This window comes from Stenotrophomonas maltophilia (assembly GCF_900186865.1).
In the GTDB taxonomy this organism is placed as follows: Bacteria; Pseudomonadota; Gammaproteobacteria; order Xanthomonadales; family Xanthomonadaceae; genus Stenotrophomonas; species Stenotrophomonas maltophilia.
In genome coordinates, this window is the sequence record NZ_LT906480.1 from 818,493 (window position 1) to 834,726 (window position 16,234).

Consider the following 16,234-nt stretch of genomic DNA (forward strand, 5'->3'; position numbering starts at 1 on the left):
TGTCAGTGCAGGGTACGCGGGATGGCCAGCACGAAAGGTGCGACCGGCGCGGCAAATTCGGTGCCGTCGTCGGCGACCATGTCGTAGTGGCCCTGCATGGTCCCGTGATCGGTCCCCAGCATGACACCGGACGTGTAATGGAAGTCTTCACCGGGACGCAGGCGTGGCTGCTCGCCGATCACCCCGTCGCCATCGACATGCTCGACGCGGCCGTTGGCATCGGTGATGCGCCAGTGGCGTGCGACCAGGCGCGCGGCAACACGCCCCTGGTTGTGGATGCGGATCGTGTAGGCGAACGCATAGCGTCCGTCTTCCGGCGCGGATTGATCGTCGAGGAAGCGCGGTGCGACTTCGACGGAGATGGCGTAAACGTCAGCGTCTTCCATACCGGCAGTGTAATCAGGAGGCATTGGCCAAAGCGATGAATTCGGCCACGTCCAGCTGTTCGGCGCGGGCATCGGGACGCACGCCGGCGGCAACGAACTGTTCGGCGGACACCACGTTGTTCAGAGCGTTGCGCAGGGTCTTGCGGCGCTGCCCGAAGGCGGCCTTGACCACCTCGGCGAAACGCTTGTGGTCGTTGATGTTGATCGTGGCCGGGTCACGCGGCACCAGCCGCACCACGGCCGAATCGACCTTCGGCGGCGGCCGGAACGCGCCCGGCGGCACCACGAACAGCGAGGTCACCTGGCAGTAGGCCTGCAGCATCACGCTGAGCCGGCCGTACACCTTGCTGCCGGGGCCGGCGGCCATGCGGTCGACCACTTCCTTCTGCAGCATGAAATGCATGTCGCGGATCACCGCGGCATGTTCCAGTGCATGGAACAGGATCGGCGAGGAGATGTTGTAGGGCAGGTTGCCGACCAGGCGGATCGGCTGGCCGGCGGCCAGCTCGGTGAAGTCCACGCGCAGCACGTCGCGGTGGACGATGGTCAGCTCGCCCAGCGGCTCGGCGGCGGCGGTCAGCGGCGCGATCAGGTCACGGTCGAACTCGATCACCGTCAGTTTCGGATGCACGCGCAGCAGCGGCAGCGTGATCGCGCCCTGGCCGGGACCGATCTCGACCAGGCGGTCACCGTCTTTCGGGTTGACCGCCATCACGATCTTGTCGATGTAGTGGCGGTCGGCCAGGAAATGCTGGCCAAGCTGCTTCTTGGCCGGGGCGGTGAACACCGGGCCGGAGAGGGAATGCGGGGAATTCATGCGCTCAGTGTACGTTGCCGCGCAAGCTGCGCACACAACGTCGTTGCCGCCTGCAGGCTGGAAGGATCGGCAACGCCACGGCCGGCAAGGTCCAGCGCGGTGCCGTGGTCCACTGCAACGCGTGGGTAGGGCAGGCCCAGGGTCAGGTTCACCGCCTGCTCGAAGCCCGAGTACTTCAGCACCGGCAGGCCCTGGTCGTGGTACATCGCCAGCACGGTGTCGAAGCCGGCCAGCTTGGCCGGCAGGAAGGCGGTATCGGCTGGCAGCGGCCCGATCAGGTCCATGCCCTCCGCGCGCAGGCGCTGCAGCAGCGGGATGACCAGGTCCAGTTCCTCGCGGCCCAGATGGCCGTCTTCGCCGGAGTGCGGGTTCAGGCCGAGCACGGCGATGCGTGGCGCGGGCAGGCCGAACTCGCGGCGCAGCGCGGCGTGCACGGTGCGAAGGGTGTGTTCCAGGCTGGGCGTGGTGATCGCGTCGGCCACCTCGCGCAGTGGCAGGTGGGTGGTGGCCAGGGCCACGCGCACGATGTGGTTGGCCAGCATCATCACCACCTTCACCCCAGCCTGGTCGGCCAGCAGTTCGGTGGTGCCGCTGTAGGCGATGCCGCCTTCGTTGATTACGGCCTTGTGCACCGGGCCGGTCACCACGCCGTGCAGTTCGCCTGACAGGCAGGCCTGGCCGGCACCGAGCAGGGCGCCGATGACCGCGCCGGCATTGGCCGGATCGGCCTGGCCGAAACGGCTCGGGGTGGCATTGGCCACCACGCGCAGGCGCAGGTCGCCGGGGACGCGCGCTTCGGCACCCTCGGGCAACAGTTGCAGCGGCAGGTTCAGCGCGGCCGCGGCCGCGCGCAGGGTGTCCGGGTCGGCGAAGGCCAGCAGCCGGCAATCTTCACGCGGCTGCTGGACGAGGCGGACGCACAGCTCCGGGCCGATCCCGGCGGGCTCGCCCGGTACCAGAGCGAGCTCGGGGCGCATCGATCAGGACTGCGGCGGCGTGGCGGTGTTTTCCGCGCGGTCGCCACTGCGGAAGCTGACGTAGGCTTCGCCGCGCAGTTCCTGCAGGAAGCGGTTGTACTCGTCTTCCAGCTTGCGGCGGCCAATGGTCTCGCGGACCTGGGCACGCTGGTTGTCGTTGGTCACGTCGGTCTGGCGAGTGGCCACGCGCTGCAGGATGTGCCAACCGGCATCGGTGCGGAACGGCTGGCTGACGCCGCCGTCCTGGATGGCGGCCACCTGCTGGCCAAAGGCCGGACCGAACGCATCGGCCGGGAACCAGCCCAGATCGCCGCCCTGGCCCTTGCTGTTGTTGTCCTCGGAGGACTCCTTGGCCACGGTTTCGAAGTCCGCGCCACCGGCAATGCGGGCACGCAGGGTATCGATCTTGGCTTTGGCGGCCGCGTCGGTCTGATGATCGTCCACGCGCACCAGGATGTGGCGACCGTGGTACTCGGTGACGGTGCTGGCGCCAGCGGTGGCGCTGGCATCACGCACTTCCACCAGCTTCAACAGCTGGAAGCCGCTGGGGCCACGGATCGGGCCGACCACTTCGCCGGGCTTCATCTTTTCCATCATCTGCGCGAAGGCCTGCGGGATTTCATCCAGGCTGCGCCAGCCCAGGTCGCCGCCTTCCAGCGCATTGGGGCTGTCGGAATAGCGCACGGCCGCCGCGTTGAAGTCCAGCTCGCCCTTGTCCAGCAGGGCCTTGACGCCATCGGCCTTCTTCTGGCCGGTGGCGATCTGGTCGGCGTTGGCGCCGTCCGGCAACGCGACCAGGATGTGCGCCAGGTGATACTGGTTGCCTACCGTGGCCTGCTGCTTCAGCGCGGCATCGACTTCACCCTCGCTGACGCTGATGCGGCTCTGCGCGAAGCTCTGGCGCAGGCGCTGCACGGTGATCTCATCACGCACCGATGCGCGGAAATCGTTGAAATCGATGCCGTCGTGGGCCAGGCGCTGGCGCAGGGCGTCCAGGTTCGAACCGTTCTGCTGGGCGATGGAGTTCATCGCCTGGTTCAGCTCCTGGTCGCTGACACGGATGCCGCTGCCCTGGGCGCGGGCCACCTGCAGCTTGACCAGCACCAGGCGCTCGAGCACCTGGCGGCTGAGCACGTCTTCCGGCGGCAGCTGGTTCTCCCGTCCGGCGTACTGCGCCTTGATGTTGGCGATCGCACGCTGGAGCTCGCTCTGCAGGATCACGTCCTCATCGACGACGGCGGCGATGCGGTCGAGCGGCTGCGCCTCCTGGGCAAGCACCTGCAGGGGGGCGGACACGCTGGACACCGCCAGCAGCGAGGCGAGTAGAACGGGGAAGCGCTTGGTCATGGGATCAGGTTCGGATCGTAGTCATCGCGGGTCGCCCCGGTGTTGCTGGGCGGCACGAGATAGAGGTCGTCGCGGTTGTAGCCGAGGATAGCACGGCGCAGAGTGCGGTCCGTGTCCTGGCCGATGGAGCTCAGGCCCTTCAGGACGAACTCCACCTGGATGGAGTTGTTCATCTCGCCTTCGCGATTGCGGACATAGCGGCGGCCGACCACACGCACGGCCAAGCAGCAGCTGTCCCACTGGACACCGCCGATGATTTCCAGCGGCTCCTTGTCCTGCAGCGAGTAGTAATAGCGGCCGACCAGGCTCCAACGCGCATTCAGCGGGTACAGGAACGACAGGTCGGCCTGCTCCAGCGGGGTGCGGTCATGCTTGTTGGCACCGGGCAGAGCACCGGCATTGATGCGGTAGCGGTAGCTCAGGTTGACCACGCCGTCGTTGGGCATCAGGTAACGGGCACGGACGCTGGCCAGATCCTCGCGCTTGTACTTCGGGTCCCACTGGTAGGTGGCGCCCAGGGTCCAGCGGTCGTTGATCATGTAGTTGCCGTCGGCGATCCAGGCCGACTTGCCCTTTTCCACCGGGGCGCCGCCGGGGGTGGTGGTCACCCGCGACTCATCGAAGTACTGGATCTGGCCGATCGAGGCCGAGAAACGTTCCTTGCCGGTGGTCTGGTCGATGAACCGGGTGCTCACCGCCAGGGTCAGCTGGTTGGCGTCGTTCTGGCGGTCGGCGCCGGTGTAGCGCGAGTCGCGGAACAGCTGGCCCCAGCTGAAGGTGAAGTCACGGGTGTCGAAGATCGGCAGCTCGTCCTGGTTGCGGTACGGCGTGCGCAGGTAGAACAGGCGCGGTTCCAGGGTCTGCAGGAACGACTTGCCGCGGATGCTGGTTTCGCGATCGAAGAACAGGCCGGCGTCGATGCTGCCGATCGGCAGGCTGCGGCTGGGCGAGGTATTGCCGCGCAGCTGCTCGGGCGTGGCCGTGTTCGGGTCGATGCCCTGCGAACTCAGGATCTGGGCCTGGATGCCTCTCACACCATCCACCAGGCCTCGGTCCAGCTGATAGGCGGTGTAACGGTAGGCCAGGGTCGGGGTCACATACCAGGCCGCGCCGCTGATCGGGAATGACACATACGGCTTCACGTCCAATCGCGAACCGCCGCTGACACCGACGCCGTCGGTCCACTGCACTCCGTTGCGGGTGTACTGCAGATCCTTACCGGTGCCGACGGCGTTCTTGAAGTTGATGTCGTCGTGGGTGAAGCGCACCGCTTCGGCGTAGATGCCGGCTTCCAGCCAGGGCCGGACCGGCTTGTCCCAGTTGAAGTACAGGCGTGGCTGGCGGTTGTAGGGCAGGGCGCGCTCGTCGAGCGTGTAGTCGGTCAGCTGCCAGCGGTCGGCCATGATGCCGGCCGTCCAGTTCGTGCCGGTGCCATACAGGCCCACCGTGCTCTGCAGGTTGGAGGCGGTCACCCCCACCAGGCGGTTGGCGAAATCCTCGACATAGCGCTCGTCGCTGACCCAGGCCAGGTTGGCGCGGGCCTGCCAGTGGCTGTCCACGTTGTGGTAGCCGGTGAACATCACCCGGCCGCGGTCACGGTCACGCAGGCGGTCGTTGGGCATGAACGAGGTCAACACCTCGCCGCGGCCGCCGTTGTAGAGGTAGCGGAACTCGTTGTCGAGCAGCAGGCCGCGCCGGCTCATGTAGCGCGGGGTCAGCGTGTCGTCGTAGTTCGGCGCCAGGTTGAAGTAGATCGGCTGGGCGTAGTCGAAGCCGTTGCGCCCGGACATGCCCAGCTGCGGGAACAGCAGGCCGGTCTTGCGGCGGTCATCGATCGGGAACTTGAAGTACGGCGCCCACAGCACCGGCACCTTGCCGATGCGCAGCACGGCGTTGCGCGCGGTGCCGAAGCCCTCGTCGTTGTCCACTTCGATCTGCGGCGCAGACAGCTTCCACACCGGCTGCGAGGGGTCGCAGGTGGTGTAGGTGGAGCGGTGCATCTGGCCGACCGCACCCTGCAGGTCGACCGACTCGGCATCACCGTTGCCCCGGCGCGACACCAGCTGGTACTTGATGTCGGAGATCTTGTGGGTATCGCTTTCCTGGTTGCCTTCGGCACGCTTGGCGACCATCCGGATCGACCCGTCCTGGTAGCGGACATTGCCGTCGGCGATGTAGTTGCCGGTCTCGGTGTCGAAGCTGAGCTTGTCGGTACCGACGAACTGGTCACCCCGGCGCAGCGCCACGTTGCCCTCGTACTGCGGCACGGTGGTGGTGCCCAGCAGCTGGTCACCCTCGATGTCGGTCGGCTGCTGCTCGCGGGCGGCCGCGGCGGCAGCCTTGTCCTGGGCCGGAACCGGGGTGGGGGCGTCAGTGAACGCGGGAATGACGTCGGTGGCCGGGCACAGGCCCCAGTTGAGCGGCTTTTCATCGGCCATCGCCGGCAGGCTGATGGCGATGCTCAGAGGCAGGGGAAGCAGGCGGAGGGCTCGGCGCACGCGGTTCGGATTCGGGCGAAAACGGACGGTAGCTTGCCCCATCCCTTGCATAGGGGCAATGAAGGACGCCGGAGCCTGCCGGTTCGGGTTCATCCGGCGGAGGTGCCCACGGACGGCGTGAGCAGGGTCTGGACATGGGCCACGCTGCACTCGGCCAGGGCCTGCAGGTCGTAGCCACCCTCCAGCATCGAGACCACCCGGCCGGCCGCGTGACGGCGTGCCAGCGCGTGCAGTTCACCGGTGATCCAGGCGAAATCGTCGGTCTCCAGCATCAGGTCCGCCTGCGGATCACGCAGGTGGGCGTCGAAGCCGGCCGAGATCAGCAGCAGCTGCGGGCGGAAGTCGTCGATGGCCGGCAGCATCTCGTCGGCCCAGACATTGCGGAAGCGGAAGCCACCGCTGCCCGGCGGCAGCAGGATGTTCATCAGGTTGCCGGCACCGCGGTCACGGCGCAGGCCGGAATTGGGGAACAGCCCGGCCTGGTGGGTGCTGTAGTACGAGACCCGGGCGTCGTGCTGGAAGATGTCCTGGGTGCCGTTGCCGTGGTGGACGTCGAAGTCGACCACCGCGATCCGTTCCAGGCCGTGGCGGTCGCGGGCATAGGCGGCGGCGATGGCGATGTTGTTGAGCAGGCAGAAGCCCATCGCCGTGCTGCTGGTGGCGTGGTGGCCCGGCGGGCGTACCGCGCAGAAGGCCAGCGGGTCGTCGCCCAGCATCACCGCATCGACCGCGGCCACGCCGGCACCGGCGGCGTGCACGGCAGCGCTGGCCGAGCCGGGTGAGGTCCAGGTGTCCATGTCCAGCTGGCGCAGCGGTGCGGTCTGCGGTTGCAGCACGAAGTCGAGCAGGGCGCTGTCGTGGACCCGGGTCAGTTCACCGAACTTGGCCGGTGGCGCTTCGCGCCACTCCAGCTGGCCGGGGAACGCGGTGTGCAGCGCGTCCAGCACATGCTGCAGGCGTTGCGGGCACTCCGGGTGGCCGGGGCCGGGGTCGTGCAGCAGGCAGGACGGATGGGTGTAGACCAGCATCGTGCAGGCTCAGCGCTGGCGCTGCTGTGGTTGCCACAGCGCTTCGCCCTGGCCGTCGGCACGTGCCAGCACCCGGGCCAGCACGAACAACAGGTCCGACAACCTGTTCAGGTACTGCAACGCCTCGCTGCGCACGGCCTCGTGGCGGGCCAGGGTGACCGTTTCGCGCTCGGCGCGGCGGACGATGGTGCGGGCCAGATGGCAGCGCGCGGCGGCTTCGCCGCCGGCCGGCAGGATGAATTCCTTCAGCATCGGCAGGTCGGCGTTGTAATGGTCCAGCTGCTGTTCCAGGGCCGAGACATCGGCGGCGTGGATCGCGGCGTGGCCGGGGATGCACAGTTCGGCGCCCAGGTCGAACAACTGGTGCTGCAGATGCACCACCAGCACGCGCACATCCTCGGGCAGGGGCACGGCCAGCAGCAGGCCGAGCGCGGCATTGGCCTCGTCGACGGTGCCGTAGGACGCCACCCGGGCGTCATCCTTGGGCACGCGCTGGCCGTCACCGAGGCCGGTACTGCCGTCGTCGCCGGTGCGGGTGTAGATGCGCGAGAGGCGATGACCCATGTCGCGGCTCAGTGGCGGATGTCGCGGCGGGCCTGCTGGAGCTTCAACACCTGCTCCACGGCCAGCTGCAGGGCGGCGGCCAGCGCCACGTAGATCGCCGTGGTGCGCAGGTAGGGGCCGAACCACTGCGCGTAGTTCTGTGCCCAGCCGGCCAGGGTCGGCTCGGCCACGTTGCTGCTGGTCCAGTAGAAGCCGCCCTGCGCCAGCAGGTGGCAGACCGCCACTGAGGCGACCAGCAGCAGCGCGCCCCTGGCCAGTACCGGCCAGCGCGCGCTCTGGTAGTTGCGGCCCAGCAGCATGCCGCCGGCCCACAGCGAGAAATAGGCCGGCAGCAGCAGCCAGTAGCCCGGCGACACGCAGTAGTGCTGCCAGAAGTCCAGGCCGCTGCTGCGGATCACGATCCAGTCCACCAGCACCGCGAACACCATCAGCAGCGGGAACGCCCAGCGCGTCCAGCGGGCCAGGTAGAAGCCACCGATGAAGAACACCGCCCATGAGGCATCGGGGATCGCCGCGAAGTGATTGACACGGGTCGCTGCCAGCACCAGAACGAGCACGGACAGGACGAAGGCGCGGTTGGCAGTGTCGGACATGGTGGCGGGCCCGGAGCGGATTCAGGTTTCATTCTAGCCCGCCGCGCGGGTTGGCGCAGGACCGGCCGTTCGGCGTACAGACGGGGCGAGCGCGTATCATGAACGCATGAGTGAACGACATGACGTGCTGATTGTCGGTGGTGGCCTGGTCGGCGCCAGCCTGGCCATTGCCCTGGACCGCCTCGGCCGCGACGTGGGCCTGCTCGAGGCCAGCCCGGCCGGCGAGCTGCCGGCGGTGTTCGACCAGCGCAATCTCAGTTTCGCCGCTGCCACCGTCAATGCGCTGACCGCGCTGGGGGTGATGCAGAAGCTGGCGATGGCACCGGGCCCGATCCGGCGCATCCACGTCAGCCGTGCCGGCGATTTCGGCCGCGTGCAGCTGGAAGCGGCCGATTACGACCGGCCTTGGTTCGGCCAGGTGGTGGTCGCCCGCGACTTCGGCCAGGCGCTGGAAGCGCGGCTTCAGGAGCTGCCGCGGCTGCGCCGTTACCGGCCGATGCGGTTCCTGGGCCTGGGTGAAGTGGTCGACGGCTACCGCCACGTGCGGGTCGCCGATGAGGCCGGCGAGCGCGTATTGCTGGCACGGCTGGTGGTGGGTGCCGACGGTACGACCAGTGGCGTGCGTGGTGCTCTGGGCATCGAGGTCTACCGCCATGATTTCCAGCAGACCCTGTTCGTGGCCCGTGTACGCAGCCAGCGCGCGCCGGATGGCACCGCGTGGGAGCGTTTCACCGATACCGGCCCGACGGCCCTGCTGCCGCGCGGCGATCGTCACTTCGGCACCGTGCATGGTGTTGCGCGCGACCAGGCCGATGCGGTGATGGCGCTGGACGATGCCGCCTGGCTGCAACGCCTGCAGAACGCGATCGGCTGGCGTGCCGGCCGCCTGCTCGAGTCCGGCCCGCGCAGCGCCTACCCGCTCATTCAGGTGCTGGCGCGTGCGCTGGGCGGTGAGCGCACGGTGCTGCTGGGCAATGCCGCGCAGACCATTCATCCGCTGGGTGCACAGGGCTTCAACCTGGGCCTGCGCGATGCGCTGACTTTGGCCGAGCTGCTGGAGGATGCGCATGAAGATGCCGGCAGTGATGCACTGCTGCAGGCCTATGTCGCGCGCCGCGAGGAAGATCGCCGGCAGACGGTGGCGTTCTCCGGCGGCCTGGCGCGCCTGACCAGCAACCCGGCGCCGCTGATGCGGCCGCTGCGCAGCCTCGGCCTGGTGGCCGCGCAACGCGCATCGGTGCAGTCGATGCTGGTCGGTGGCGCGATGGGCTTCCGCGGCGAAGTGCCGCGCCTGTGCCGCGGAGAAGCCGCATGAGCCGGCGCATGCGGCTTGATGTGGCCATCGTCGGTGGCGGCGTGGTCGGTGCCGCGTGCGCGCTGGCGCTGGCCGATGCCGGCCTGTCGGTTGCGCTGGTGGAAGGTCGTGAGCCCGCGCCGTGGCAGGCCGCACAGCCTGACCTCCGCGTGTTCGCCTTCGCTGCTGACAACGTACAACTGTTGAACCGCCTGGGCGTGTGGCCGGCGATCGCCCAGGCCCGCGCCTGGCCCTACCGGCGCATGCAGGTGTGGGACGCGGCCGGTGGCGAAGATCTGCTGTTCGATGCCGATCGCTTCGGCCGTCGTGAACTGGGCTACATCGTCGAGAACGGCCTGCTGCAGGATCGGCTGTGGGCGGCGTTGCCGGCGGCGGGCGTGCAGCTGCACTGCCCGGCGCGGGTGGAAGCGCTGGAGCAGGACGACGACGGCGTGCGCCTGCGCCTGGATGACTGTCGTCGCCTGGAGGCGGCGTTGGCGGTGGCCGCCGACGGCGCCGAATCGACCCTGCGCCAACTGGCCGGGATCGAGGTTGAAAAGCATGACTACCACCAGCGTGGCGTGGTGGCCTACGTGGACAGCGATCTTCCCAACCAGGCCACCGCCTGGCAGCGTTTCCTGCCGAGCGGGCCGCTGGCGCTGCTGCCGGTGGCCGAGCGCCGCAGCTCGATCGTTTGGACCCTGCCCGAGGACGAGGCGGCGCGCGTGCTGGCGCTGGACGAAGACAGCTTCAACCGCGAACTGACCCGCGCCTTCGCGGCGCGGCTGGGTGATCTGCGGCTGGCATCACCGCGCGCAGCCTTCCCGCTGCGCCGCCAGCTGGCACGTCACTACGTGGCCGGCCGCGTGCTGGCATTGGGTGATGCCGCGCACGTGGTGCATCCGCTGGCCGGGCAGGGCGTGAACCTGGGCCTGCGCGATGTGGCCGCCCTGCAGCAGTGGCTGGCGCCGTCGGCCGAGCGCCGTGGCCAGCCGCGGCTGTCGCCGCAGCGCCTGCAGCGCTGGGCACGCGAACGGCGCAGCGACAACCACATCGCCGCCTACAGCTTCGATGCGATCAACCGCCTGTTCTCCAACGACGAAATGCACCTGACCCTGGCCCGCGGCCGGGCGCTGGGCTGCGTCGGCAAATGGCCGCCGCTGGTGCAGGCATTCTGGAAGCGCGCCGCCGGGGTGTAGCAGAATGCAAACCGCTCTGGTGGGTGCCCGACGTCAGTAGATCCACGCCATGCGTGGATGAAGATCGCGCTGGATCAAAAAGGGGACGGAGGGGATTAAGTCGTTTGTGCCACGAACGACTTAATCCCCTCCGTCCCTTTTTCAGTCGACCAGCCAGCCGGCCAGGTCGGCACGATCCAGCTTGCCGCGACGCTTCACGTCCAACGCATTGAACTCATCGGCCAGCGCCGGATTCGCCTGCGCTTCCTCGCGGCTGATGAAACCATCGCCGTTCACATCCAGCGCAGCGAAGTGGATGCGGTACTGGCCAACCACGCTGCTCGGTTCCAGCGAACGCACGGTTACCTGCGCCTCGCCGGCCGGCTACGGAATCTCGACGCTGCCGCTGACCCGGCCCGCATCTAGCGGTTGCTGGCGGATCGCGCCGCCGGTGGGGCCCAGCGGCTGGCTTTGTGCCGGAGTGTGCGGCAATTGCTGGGCCACCGCTGGTGCGGCGGCCAGCAGGGTGATCAGCAGCGGAATCGTTCGATGTCGCATGGATGCTCCTCCCTCTGCAGCGCCGGGGTATGCCCGGCGGACGTGATGGCCTCAGCGCAGCGGCGATGCCAGTACCGTGATCTCCTCACGGTCGTGATAGAGCTGCTTGGCACGCACCACCAGCGGCTTGCCGGCCTGGTCCTGGAACAAGTCCAGGCACAGCCGGGTCTCGTCCCAGCGCTTCTTCATCGGCAGCTTCAGGTTGAAGATCGCGTGCCGGCACCAGCCTTCGCGGAACCAGGTGGCCATGCGTTCGGCTACGCGGCGCGGCTGCTCGACCATGTCGCAGACCATCCAGTCCAGCGGCTGTTCCGGATGCCAGTGGAAGCCATCGGCGCGCAGGTGCTCGACCAGGCCGGTGTCCAGCACGTGCTGGCGCAGCGGGCCGTTGTCGATGCTCAACACGTGCATGTGCTGGCGGGTCAGCACCCAGGTCCAGCCGCCGGGGGCGGCGCCCAGGTCGGCCGCACGCATGCCGGGCTTGGCCAGTGCTTCGCGTTCTTCCGGCGTCAGCAGGGTCAGCAGTGCTTCGTCCAGCTTCAGCGCCGAACGCGAGGGTGCTTCGGGCAGCAGCTTCAGGCGCGGGATGCCCAGTGCCCACGGCGCGCTGTCGGCCGGGTCGGCCACGCAGACGAAGGCGTGGGTGCCGTCGACGAACACCACGTGCAGGCGCGGCAGGCGGTCGTTCGGCTTGTCGCTGAGCTTGCCGGCCTTGCGCAGCGCCGGGCGCAGTGCATTGCCGAAGGCACGGGCCAGTCCGGACAGCGGCTTGCCGGCGTCCGAATCGGGGTGCTCCACCCACAGGTCGCCGAAGCGCGGCGCATCGGCCAGCACCTCCAGCATCGGGGTGATGCGGTCGGCCGGGTCCAGCTGCGGCAGCTCGGCCAGCACCACCAGCTTCTGCCGCGCGAAGATCAGTTCGCGCCAGCGCAGGCGCGGCGCCAGTGCCGCAGCCTCGTCGCACATGAACAGCACGTAGCCGTCATTGCGCTGGGTGCGCGCGTAGCCGGCGAAACCGGCTTCGCCGGCGCGGAACTGCAACTCGCCGGCCAGCTCGGGCTCGAAGCCCTGCCGGCACAGGCACAGCAGGCCGATGCCGGCCTCAGTAACGGGCGCCATCGCTTTCCCCATAGGCGCGCAGCACGCTGCGTGCGGCGTCGCGGTTCAGGCCCTGCACCACTTCGATGCCGCGCTTGTTGAGTTCACCCACCCAGTCGGCCGGCAGCGGGCCTTCGTCGAACGGGGTCAGTTCCTCGACGTCGGCCGAGTTGGCACCGATCAGCAAGCGGTCGATGCCGGCCCACACGGTGGCGCCGTAGCACTGGCAGCACGGCTGCGAGCTGGTGGCCAGGGTGACCGGCGACAGCACTGCGTTCAGGCGCGGGGTCTGCAGGCGCTGCTGGGCCAGCATGTAGGCCATGTTCTCGGCGTGCGCCAGCGAAGTCGCGTGCGGCATCACCCGGTTCACGCCAGCGGCGATGACCTTGTCGTCCGGTCCGAACACCACCGCACCGAACGGACCGCCACTGGCGTGCTCGACGTTCAGCCGCGACAGCTCGATCGCCAGCGCGACCTTGGCCTCATCGCCCGGATATCGACGATCCAGGTCGATCTGGTCGTGGATCCAGGCGGGAAGGGTCAGGTGGACTTGCGCGTACAGCATCGCGGGGGTGCCTCGTGTGGGATGGGAAAAAGTGCGGTTGCTTGGGGAACCGGCGCGCAGTGTAGCCGCACGGGCCTGTACCGGGTGTGGGCGTGGGTCAGCCTGGCGAGCCGGTGCGGATCACCACGTACTGCTTGCGGAATTCCAGCCCGGCCTGCGGCCAGCTGGCCGCGTAGGCGCGCAGCAGGGGCAGGGCGGCGGCGAAGTCGTGGCCGTTGACCCGGCAATCGGCCTCGCACAGGCCGTCGGCATCGCGCGAGGCGAACAGGCGGATGGCGAGGAATTGGCGGGCTTTCAGCAGCTCGTCGAAGGCATCCATGCTACGGGTGAACAGGCAGCAGGGGCAGGAGCCATGATCGTCTTCGCTGCAGGTGGAGGCATCCACTTCCTGTGCACGGTAGTGCGCCAACGGCCCCAGCACTACAGTGCGTTCGTGTTCCTCGCCGTTGTCACCGGCCGGATAGGTCAGGCCCATCATCGGCAGGCCCTGTGCGTCTTGGGCGCCGATCGCGGTCTGCAGGGTCACCAGGTCCACCCGGGCCCAGGCCTGGAAGCCGGACAACAGCGATGCCTGCTCATCGGCACCATTTGCGTGCTGGTACTCGAACAGGCCATCGGCGAACAACCGCGGATGCTGGCTTTCGATGACGGTGGAGGTCTGCCAACCACCGTTGTCTCGCGCGTGTGCGGCCATTGCATGCGGGGTCAGGCGCAGGCCGCTGTCCAGCAGTAGCGCGTTGCCGTCGACGTGGCTGGCGATGCCCGCGTCCTGAAGGACCTGCTGCAGCAGCGGGAGGAGAGCGGCGGAGGTCGTGGTCATGTCAGGCCTGTGGGGTGGATGGGGTGGAACATCCAGGCAGGGCCTGGGCATCTAGCGGTCGAGCGCGTCGAGTTCGGCGCGATATCGCTGCGCGTCGGATTGCTGCTGCGGATCGTTGCCGTGGTCGCGCAGCCAGGTTTCCAGCTCGCGGCGATAGTCCGCGCGGAAATCGGCATTACCCGGGCTGAAATGCAGCTTGCGTGCCGCCACCTCCACCCGCTCGCGCGCGCTGGCCCGGGCCTGGGCGACGCCGTGCGGGGATTCATTGGTGAGGATGACGAAGTTGCGTGGGAAGCCCGGCGTGTACTTGACCACGAACGGCTGGTCGCGCGCCGGGATACGGATGGCGTTTTCCAGCGGCCACAGCGAAGCGGTGTTGGTGTGGAACACCACGTCCACGTCGCGGCCCTCGGCGGTACGCAGCACCCCTTCGTAGCGCCAGATGTACTGTTCGTTGAGCGTGGAGCTGGTTCGCTCGGCCTTGACGATCACCGCTTCACCACGCTCGCCCACCACGTTGAGGAAGGTGGCGTTGAGGAAGTGGCCGAGGAACATGTTGAGCATCGCCAGCGGGAACACCACGATGGCGTAGCCCGGAAAGCGCCGCCACCACGAGACCAGCCCGGCCAGCACCATCGCTGCAAAGAACGTCAGCAGCGGATGCTGCGAGATGAACCAGAACAGGACGGAGAGGGCGGTGATCATTGTCGATGGCGTGCGGGCGCCGTGCTGGCGCCCGCGCAGGTCCTCAGGCCGACCAGGTATCGCGCAGGGTCACGCTGCGGTTGAACACCGGCTTGGCTTCGGTGTGGTCGCGGCGGTCGGCGACGAAGTAGCCGGTACGTTCGAACTGGAACGACTGCTCCGGCGCGGCGCTGGCCGCGGCCGGCTCGACATAGCCGGTGACGGTGCGGCGCGATTCCGGATTGAGGTAATCGCGGTAGGTCTTGCCTTCCGATTCATCATCCGGGTTCGGCACCGAGAACAGGCGGTCGTACAGGCGGATCTCGGCCGGCACGCCATGCACGGCGCTGACCCAGTGGATGGTGCCCTTGACCTTGCGGTTGGCGCCTTCCATACCCGGACGCGATTCCGGATCCAGCCAGCCGCGCAGCTCGGTGATGGTGCCGCCGGCATCCTTGATCACTTCGTCGCAGCGGATGATGCCGGCGCCGCGCAGGCGCACTTCGCCACCCGGCACCAGGCGCTTCCAGCCCTTCGGCGGCACTTCGGCGAAGTCCTCGCGGTCGATCCACACTTCACGTGCGAACGGCACTTCGCGGCTGCCGAAGCTCTCGTCCTTCGGGTGGTTGCTGAAGGTCAGCTGTTCTTCATGGCCTTCCGGCAGGTTGGTCAGCACCAGCTTGACCGGATCGATCACTGCCATGCGGCGCGGCGCGGCGCTGTCCAGGTCTTCGCGCAGCGCGCCTTCCAGCACGCTGAAGTCGATCAGCGAATTCTGCTTGCTGATGCCCACGCGCTCGGCGAACAGGCGCATCGCGGCCGGGGTGTAGCCACGGCGACGCAGGCCCTGCAGGGTCGGCATGCGCGGGTCTTCCCAGCCGTCCACCAGCTGCTCGGTGACCAGCGCCATCAGCTTGCGCTTGCTCATCACCGTGTAGTTGATGTTCAGGCGCGAGAACTCGATCTGGCGCGGCTTGGCGGCTTCGCGCGGCAGGCCGGCATCGACCAGCGGCTGGGTCAGCGCATCGTCATGGGCGAAATCGACGTTGTCCACGCACCAGTCGTACAGCGGGCGGTGGTCTTCGAACTCCAGCGTGCACAGCGAGTGGGTGATGCCCTCGATCGAATCACCCAGCGCGTGGGCGAAGTCGTACATCGGGTAGATCGGCCACGCGTTGCCGGTGTTCTGGTGCTCGACGTGCTTGATGCGGTACAGCGCCGGATCGCGCAGGTTGATGTTGCCGCTGGCCATGTCGATCTTCGCGCGAAGGGTGCGCGCGCCATCCGGGAACTCACCGGCGCGCATGCGGCGGAACAGGTCGAGGTTTTCCTCGACGCTGCGGTCGCGCCACGGCGACGGGCGGCCCGGCTCGGTGAGGGTGCCGCGGTAGGCGCGCACTTCCTCGGCCGACAGGTCGCAGACATAGGCCTTGCCCTGCTCGATCAGCTTTTCGGCGGCCAGGTAATAGGCCTGGAAGTAGTCCGAGGCGTGGCGCAGCTCGTTCCACTCGAAGCCCAGCCAGCGCACGTCGTCCTGGATCGCAGCCACGTATTCCGGGTCTTCCTTGGCCGGGTTGGTGTCGTCGAAGCGCAGGTTGCAGACGCCGCTGAATTCGCCGGCGATGCCGAAGTTCAGGCAGATCGACTTGGCATGGCCGATGTGCAGGTAGCCGTTCGGCTCCGGCGGGAAGCGGGTCTTGATCGCCTGGTGCTTTCCGCTGGCCAGGTCCTCGCGCACGATCTGGCGGATGAAATCGCGCTTCTCGTGGCTGTCGGCGGGGGTCTCGGGGCTGGCGGGGGTGTGCTCGGACATGAGTCTGGGGCGAA

Annotated in this window: 15 protein-coding genes and 1 pseudogene; 2 read left to right on the forward strand and 14 right to left on the reverse strand. The window is 68.2% G+C overall.

Annotated features, from left to right (window positions below; genetic code table 11):
- Nucleotides 1–2: 2 nt before the first annotated feature.
- The 8 genes from apaG to CKW06_RS03820 all read right to left on the reverse strand — a co-directional run bounded on the left by apaG (nt 3) and on the right by CKW06_RS03820 (nt 8,210).
- Nucleotides 3–386: a Co2+/Mg2+ efflux protein ApaG gene (gene apaG, locus CKW06_RS03785; RefSeq protein WP_005412297.1), complete on the reverse strand. Its 384-nt coding sequence runs from the start codon at nt 384–386 to the stop codon at nt 3–5.
- Between the two features lie 13 nt (nt 387–399).
- Nucleotides 400–1,203 (reverse strand): 16S rRNA (adenine(1518)-N(6)/adenine(1519)-N(6))-dimethyltransferase RsmA, encoded by an 804-nt coding sequence (gene rsmA, locus CKW06_RS03790; RefSeq protein ID WP_005412298.1) that lies wholly within the window; start codon nt 1,201–1,203, stop codon nt 400–402.
- Nucleotides 1,200–2,180, reverse strand: a complete 981-nt coding sequence (gene pdxA, locus CKW06_RS03795; protein WP_024958643.1) for a 4-hydroxythreonine-4-phosphate dehydrogenase PdxA — start codon at nt 2,178–2,180, stop codon at nt 1,200–1,202. Before pdxA ends, rsmA begins: the two co-directional genes overlap by 4 nt.
- Nucleotides 2,181–2,183: 3 nt before the next feature.
- Nucleotides 2,184–3,527 (reverse strand): peptidylprolyl isomerase, encoded by a 1,344-nt coding sequence (locus CKW06_RS03800; protein WP_005408141.1) that lies wholly within the window; start codon nt 3,525–3,527, stop codon nt 2,184–2,186.
- Nucleotides 3,524–6,025 carry an LPS-assembly protein LptD gene (lptD, locus tag CKW06_RS03805; RefSeq protein WP_077684474.1) on the reverse strand — a complete coding sequence of 834 codons (2,502 nt, stop codon included), beginning with the start codon at nt 6,023–6,025 and terminating at the stop codon, nt 3,524–3,526. Before lptD ends, CKW06_RS03800 begins: the two co-directional genes overlap by 4 nt.
- Nucleotides 6,026–6,114: 89 nt before the next feature.
- Nucleotides 6,115–7,053, reverse strand: a complete 939-nt coding sequence (locus CKW06_RS03810) for a histone deacetylase family protein (protein ID WP_005408143.1) — start codon at nt 7,051–7,053, stop codon at nt 6,115–6,117.
- A 9-nt stretch (nt 7,054–7,062) separates the two neighbouring features.
- Nucleotides 7,063–7,617 (reverse strand): cob(I)yrinic acid a,c-diamide adenosyltransferase, encoded by a 555-nt coding sequence (locus CKW06_RS03815; RefSeq protein ID WP_024958645.1) that lies wholly within the window; start codon nt 7,615–7,617, stop codon nt 7,063–7,065.
- Between the two features lie 8 nt (nt 7,618–7,625).
- Nucleotides 7,626–8,210, reverse strand: coding sequence for a hypothetical protein (locus CKW06_RS03820; protein ID WP_024958646.1), 585 nt, complete (start codon nt 8,208–8,210; stop codon nt 7,626–7,628).
- 106 nt (nt 8,211–8,316) lie between these two features.
- Between CKW06_RS03820 and ubiH the strand changes: the two genes are divergently transcribed.
- Nucleotides 8,317–9,525, forward strand: coding sequence for a 2-octaprenyl-6-methoxyphenyl hydroxylase (gene ubiH, locus CKW06_RS03825; RefSeq protein ID WP_024958647.1), 1,209 nt, complete (start codon nt 8,317–8,319; stop codon nt 9,523–9,525).
- Nucleotides 9,522–10,703 carry a UbiH/UbiF family hydroxylase gene (locus tag CKW06_RS03830; protein ID WP_024958648.1) on the forward strand — a complete coding sequence of 394 codons (1,182 nt, stop codon included), beginning with the start codon at nt 9,522–9,524 and terminating at the stop codon, nt 10,701–10,703. The genes ubiH and CKW06_RS03830 overlap by 4 nt, the downstream gene beginning before the upstream one ends.
- A gap of 141 nt (nt 10,704–10,844) precedes the next feature.
- Here CKW06_RS03830 and CKW06_RS03835 read toward each other — a convergent pair.
- The 6 genes and pseudogenes from CKW06_RS03835 to CKW06_RS03860 form a co-directional block, all read right to left on the reverse strand.
- Nucleotides 10,845–11,240: pseudogene (locus CKW06_RS03835) on the reverse strand (EF-hand domain-containing protein).
- 51 nt (nt 11,241–11,291) lie between these two features.
- Nucleotides 11,292–12,359 carry a 23S rRNA (cytidine(2498)-2'-O)-methyltransferase RlmM gene (gene rlmM, locus CKW06_RS03840; RefSeq protein WP_024958649.1) on the reverse strand — a complete coding sequence of 356 codons (1,068 nt, stop codon included), beginning with the start codon at nt 12,357–12,359 and terminating at the stop codon, nt 11,292–11,294.
- Entirely contained in the window at nt 12,343–12,903 is a 561-nt protein-coding gene (locus CKW06_RS03845) for a nucleoside deaminase (RefSeq protein ID WP_004154307.1), read from the reverse strand. The genes rlmM and CKW06_RS03845 overlap by 17 nt, the downstream gene beginning before the upstream one ends.
- Before the next feature lie 97 nt (nt 12,904–13,000).
- Nucleotides 13,001–13,723 carry a DUF6348 family protein gene (locus CKW06_RS03850; protein ID WP_038645509.1) on the reverse strand — a complete coding sequence of 241 codons (723 nt, stop codon included), beginning with the start codon at nt 13,721–13,723 and terminating at the stop codon, nt 13,001–13,003.
- 51 nt (nt 13,724–13,774) lie between these two features.
- Nucleotides 13,775–14,428 (reverse strand): membrane protein, encoded by a 654-nt coding sequence (locus tag CKW06_RS03855; protein ID WP_024958872.1) that lies wholly within the window; start codon nt 14,426–14,428, stop codon nt 13,775–13,777.
- Between the two features lie 43 nt (nt 14,429–14,471).
- Complete coding sequence (locus tag CKW06_RS03860; protein ID WP_005412307.1) at nt 14,472–16,220, reverse strand: glutamine--tRNA ligase/YqeY domain fusion protein; 1,749 nt, start codon at nt 16,218–16,220, stop codon at nt 14,472–14,474.
- Nucleotides 16,221–16,234 lie beyond the last annotated feature (14 nt).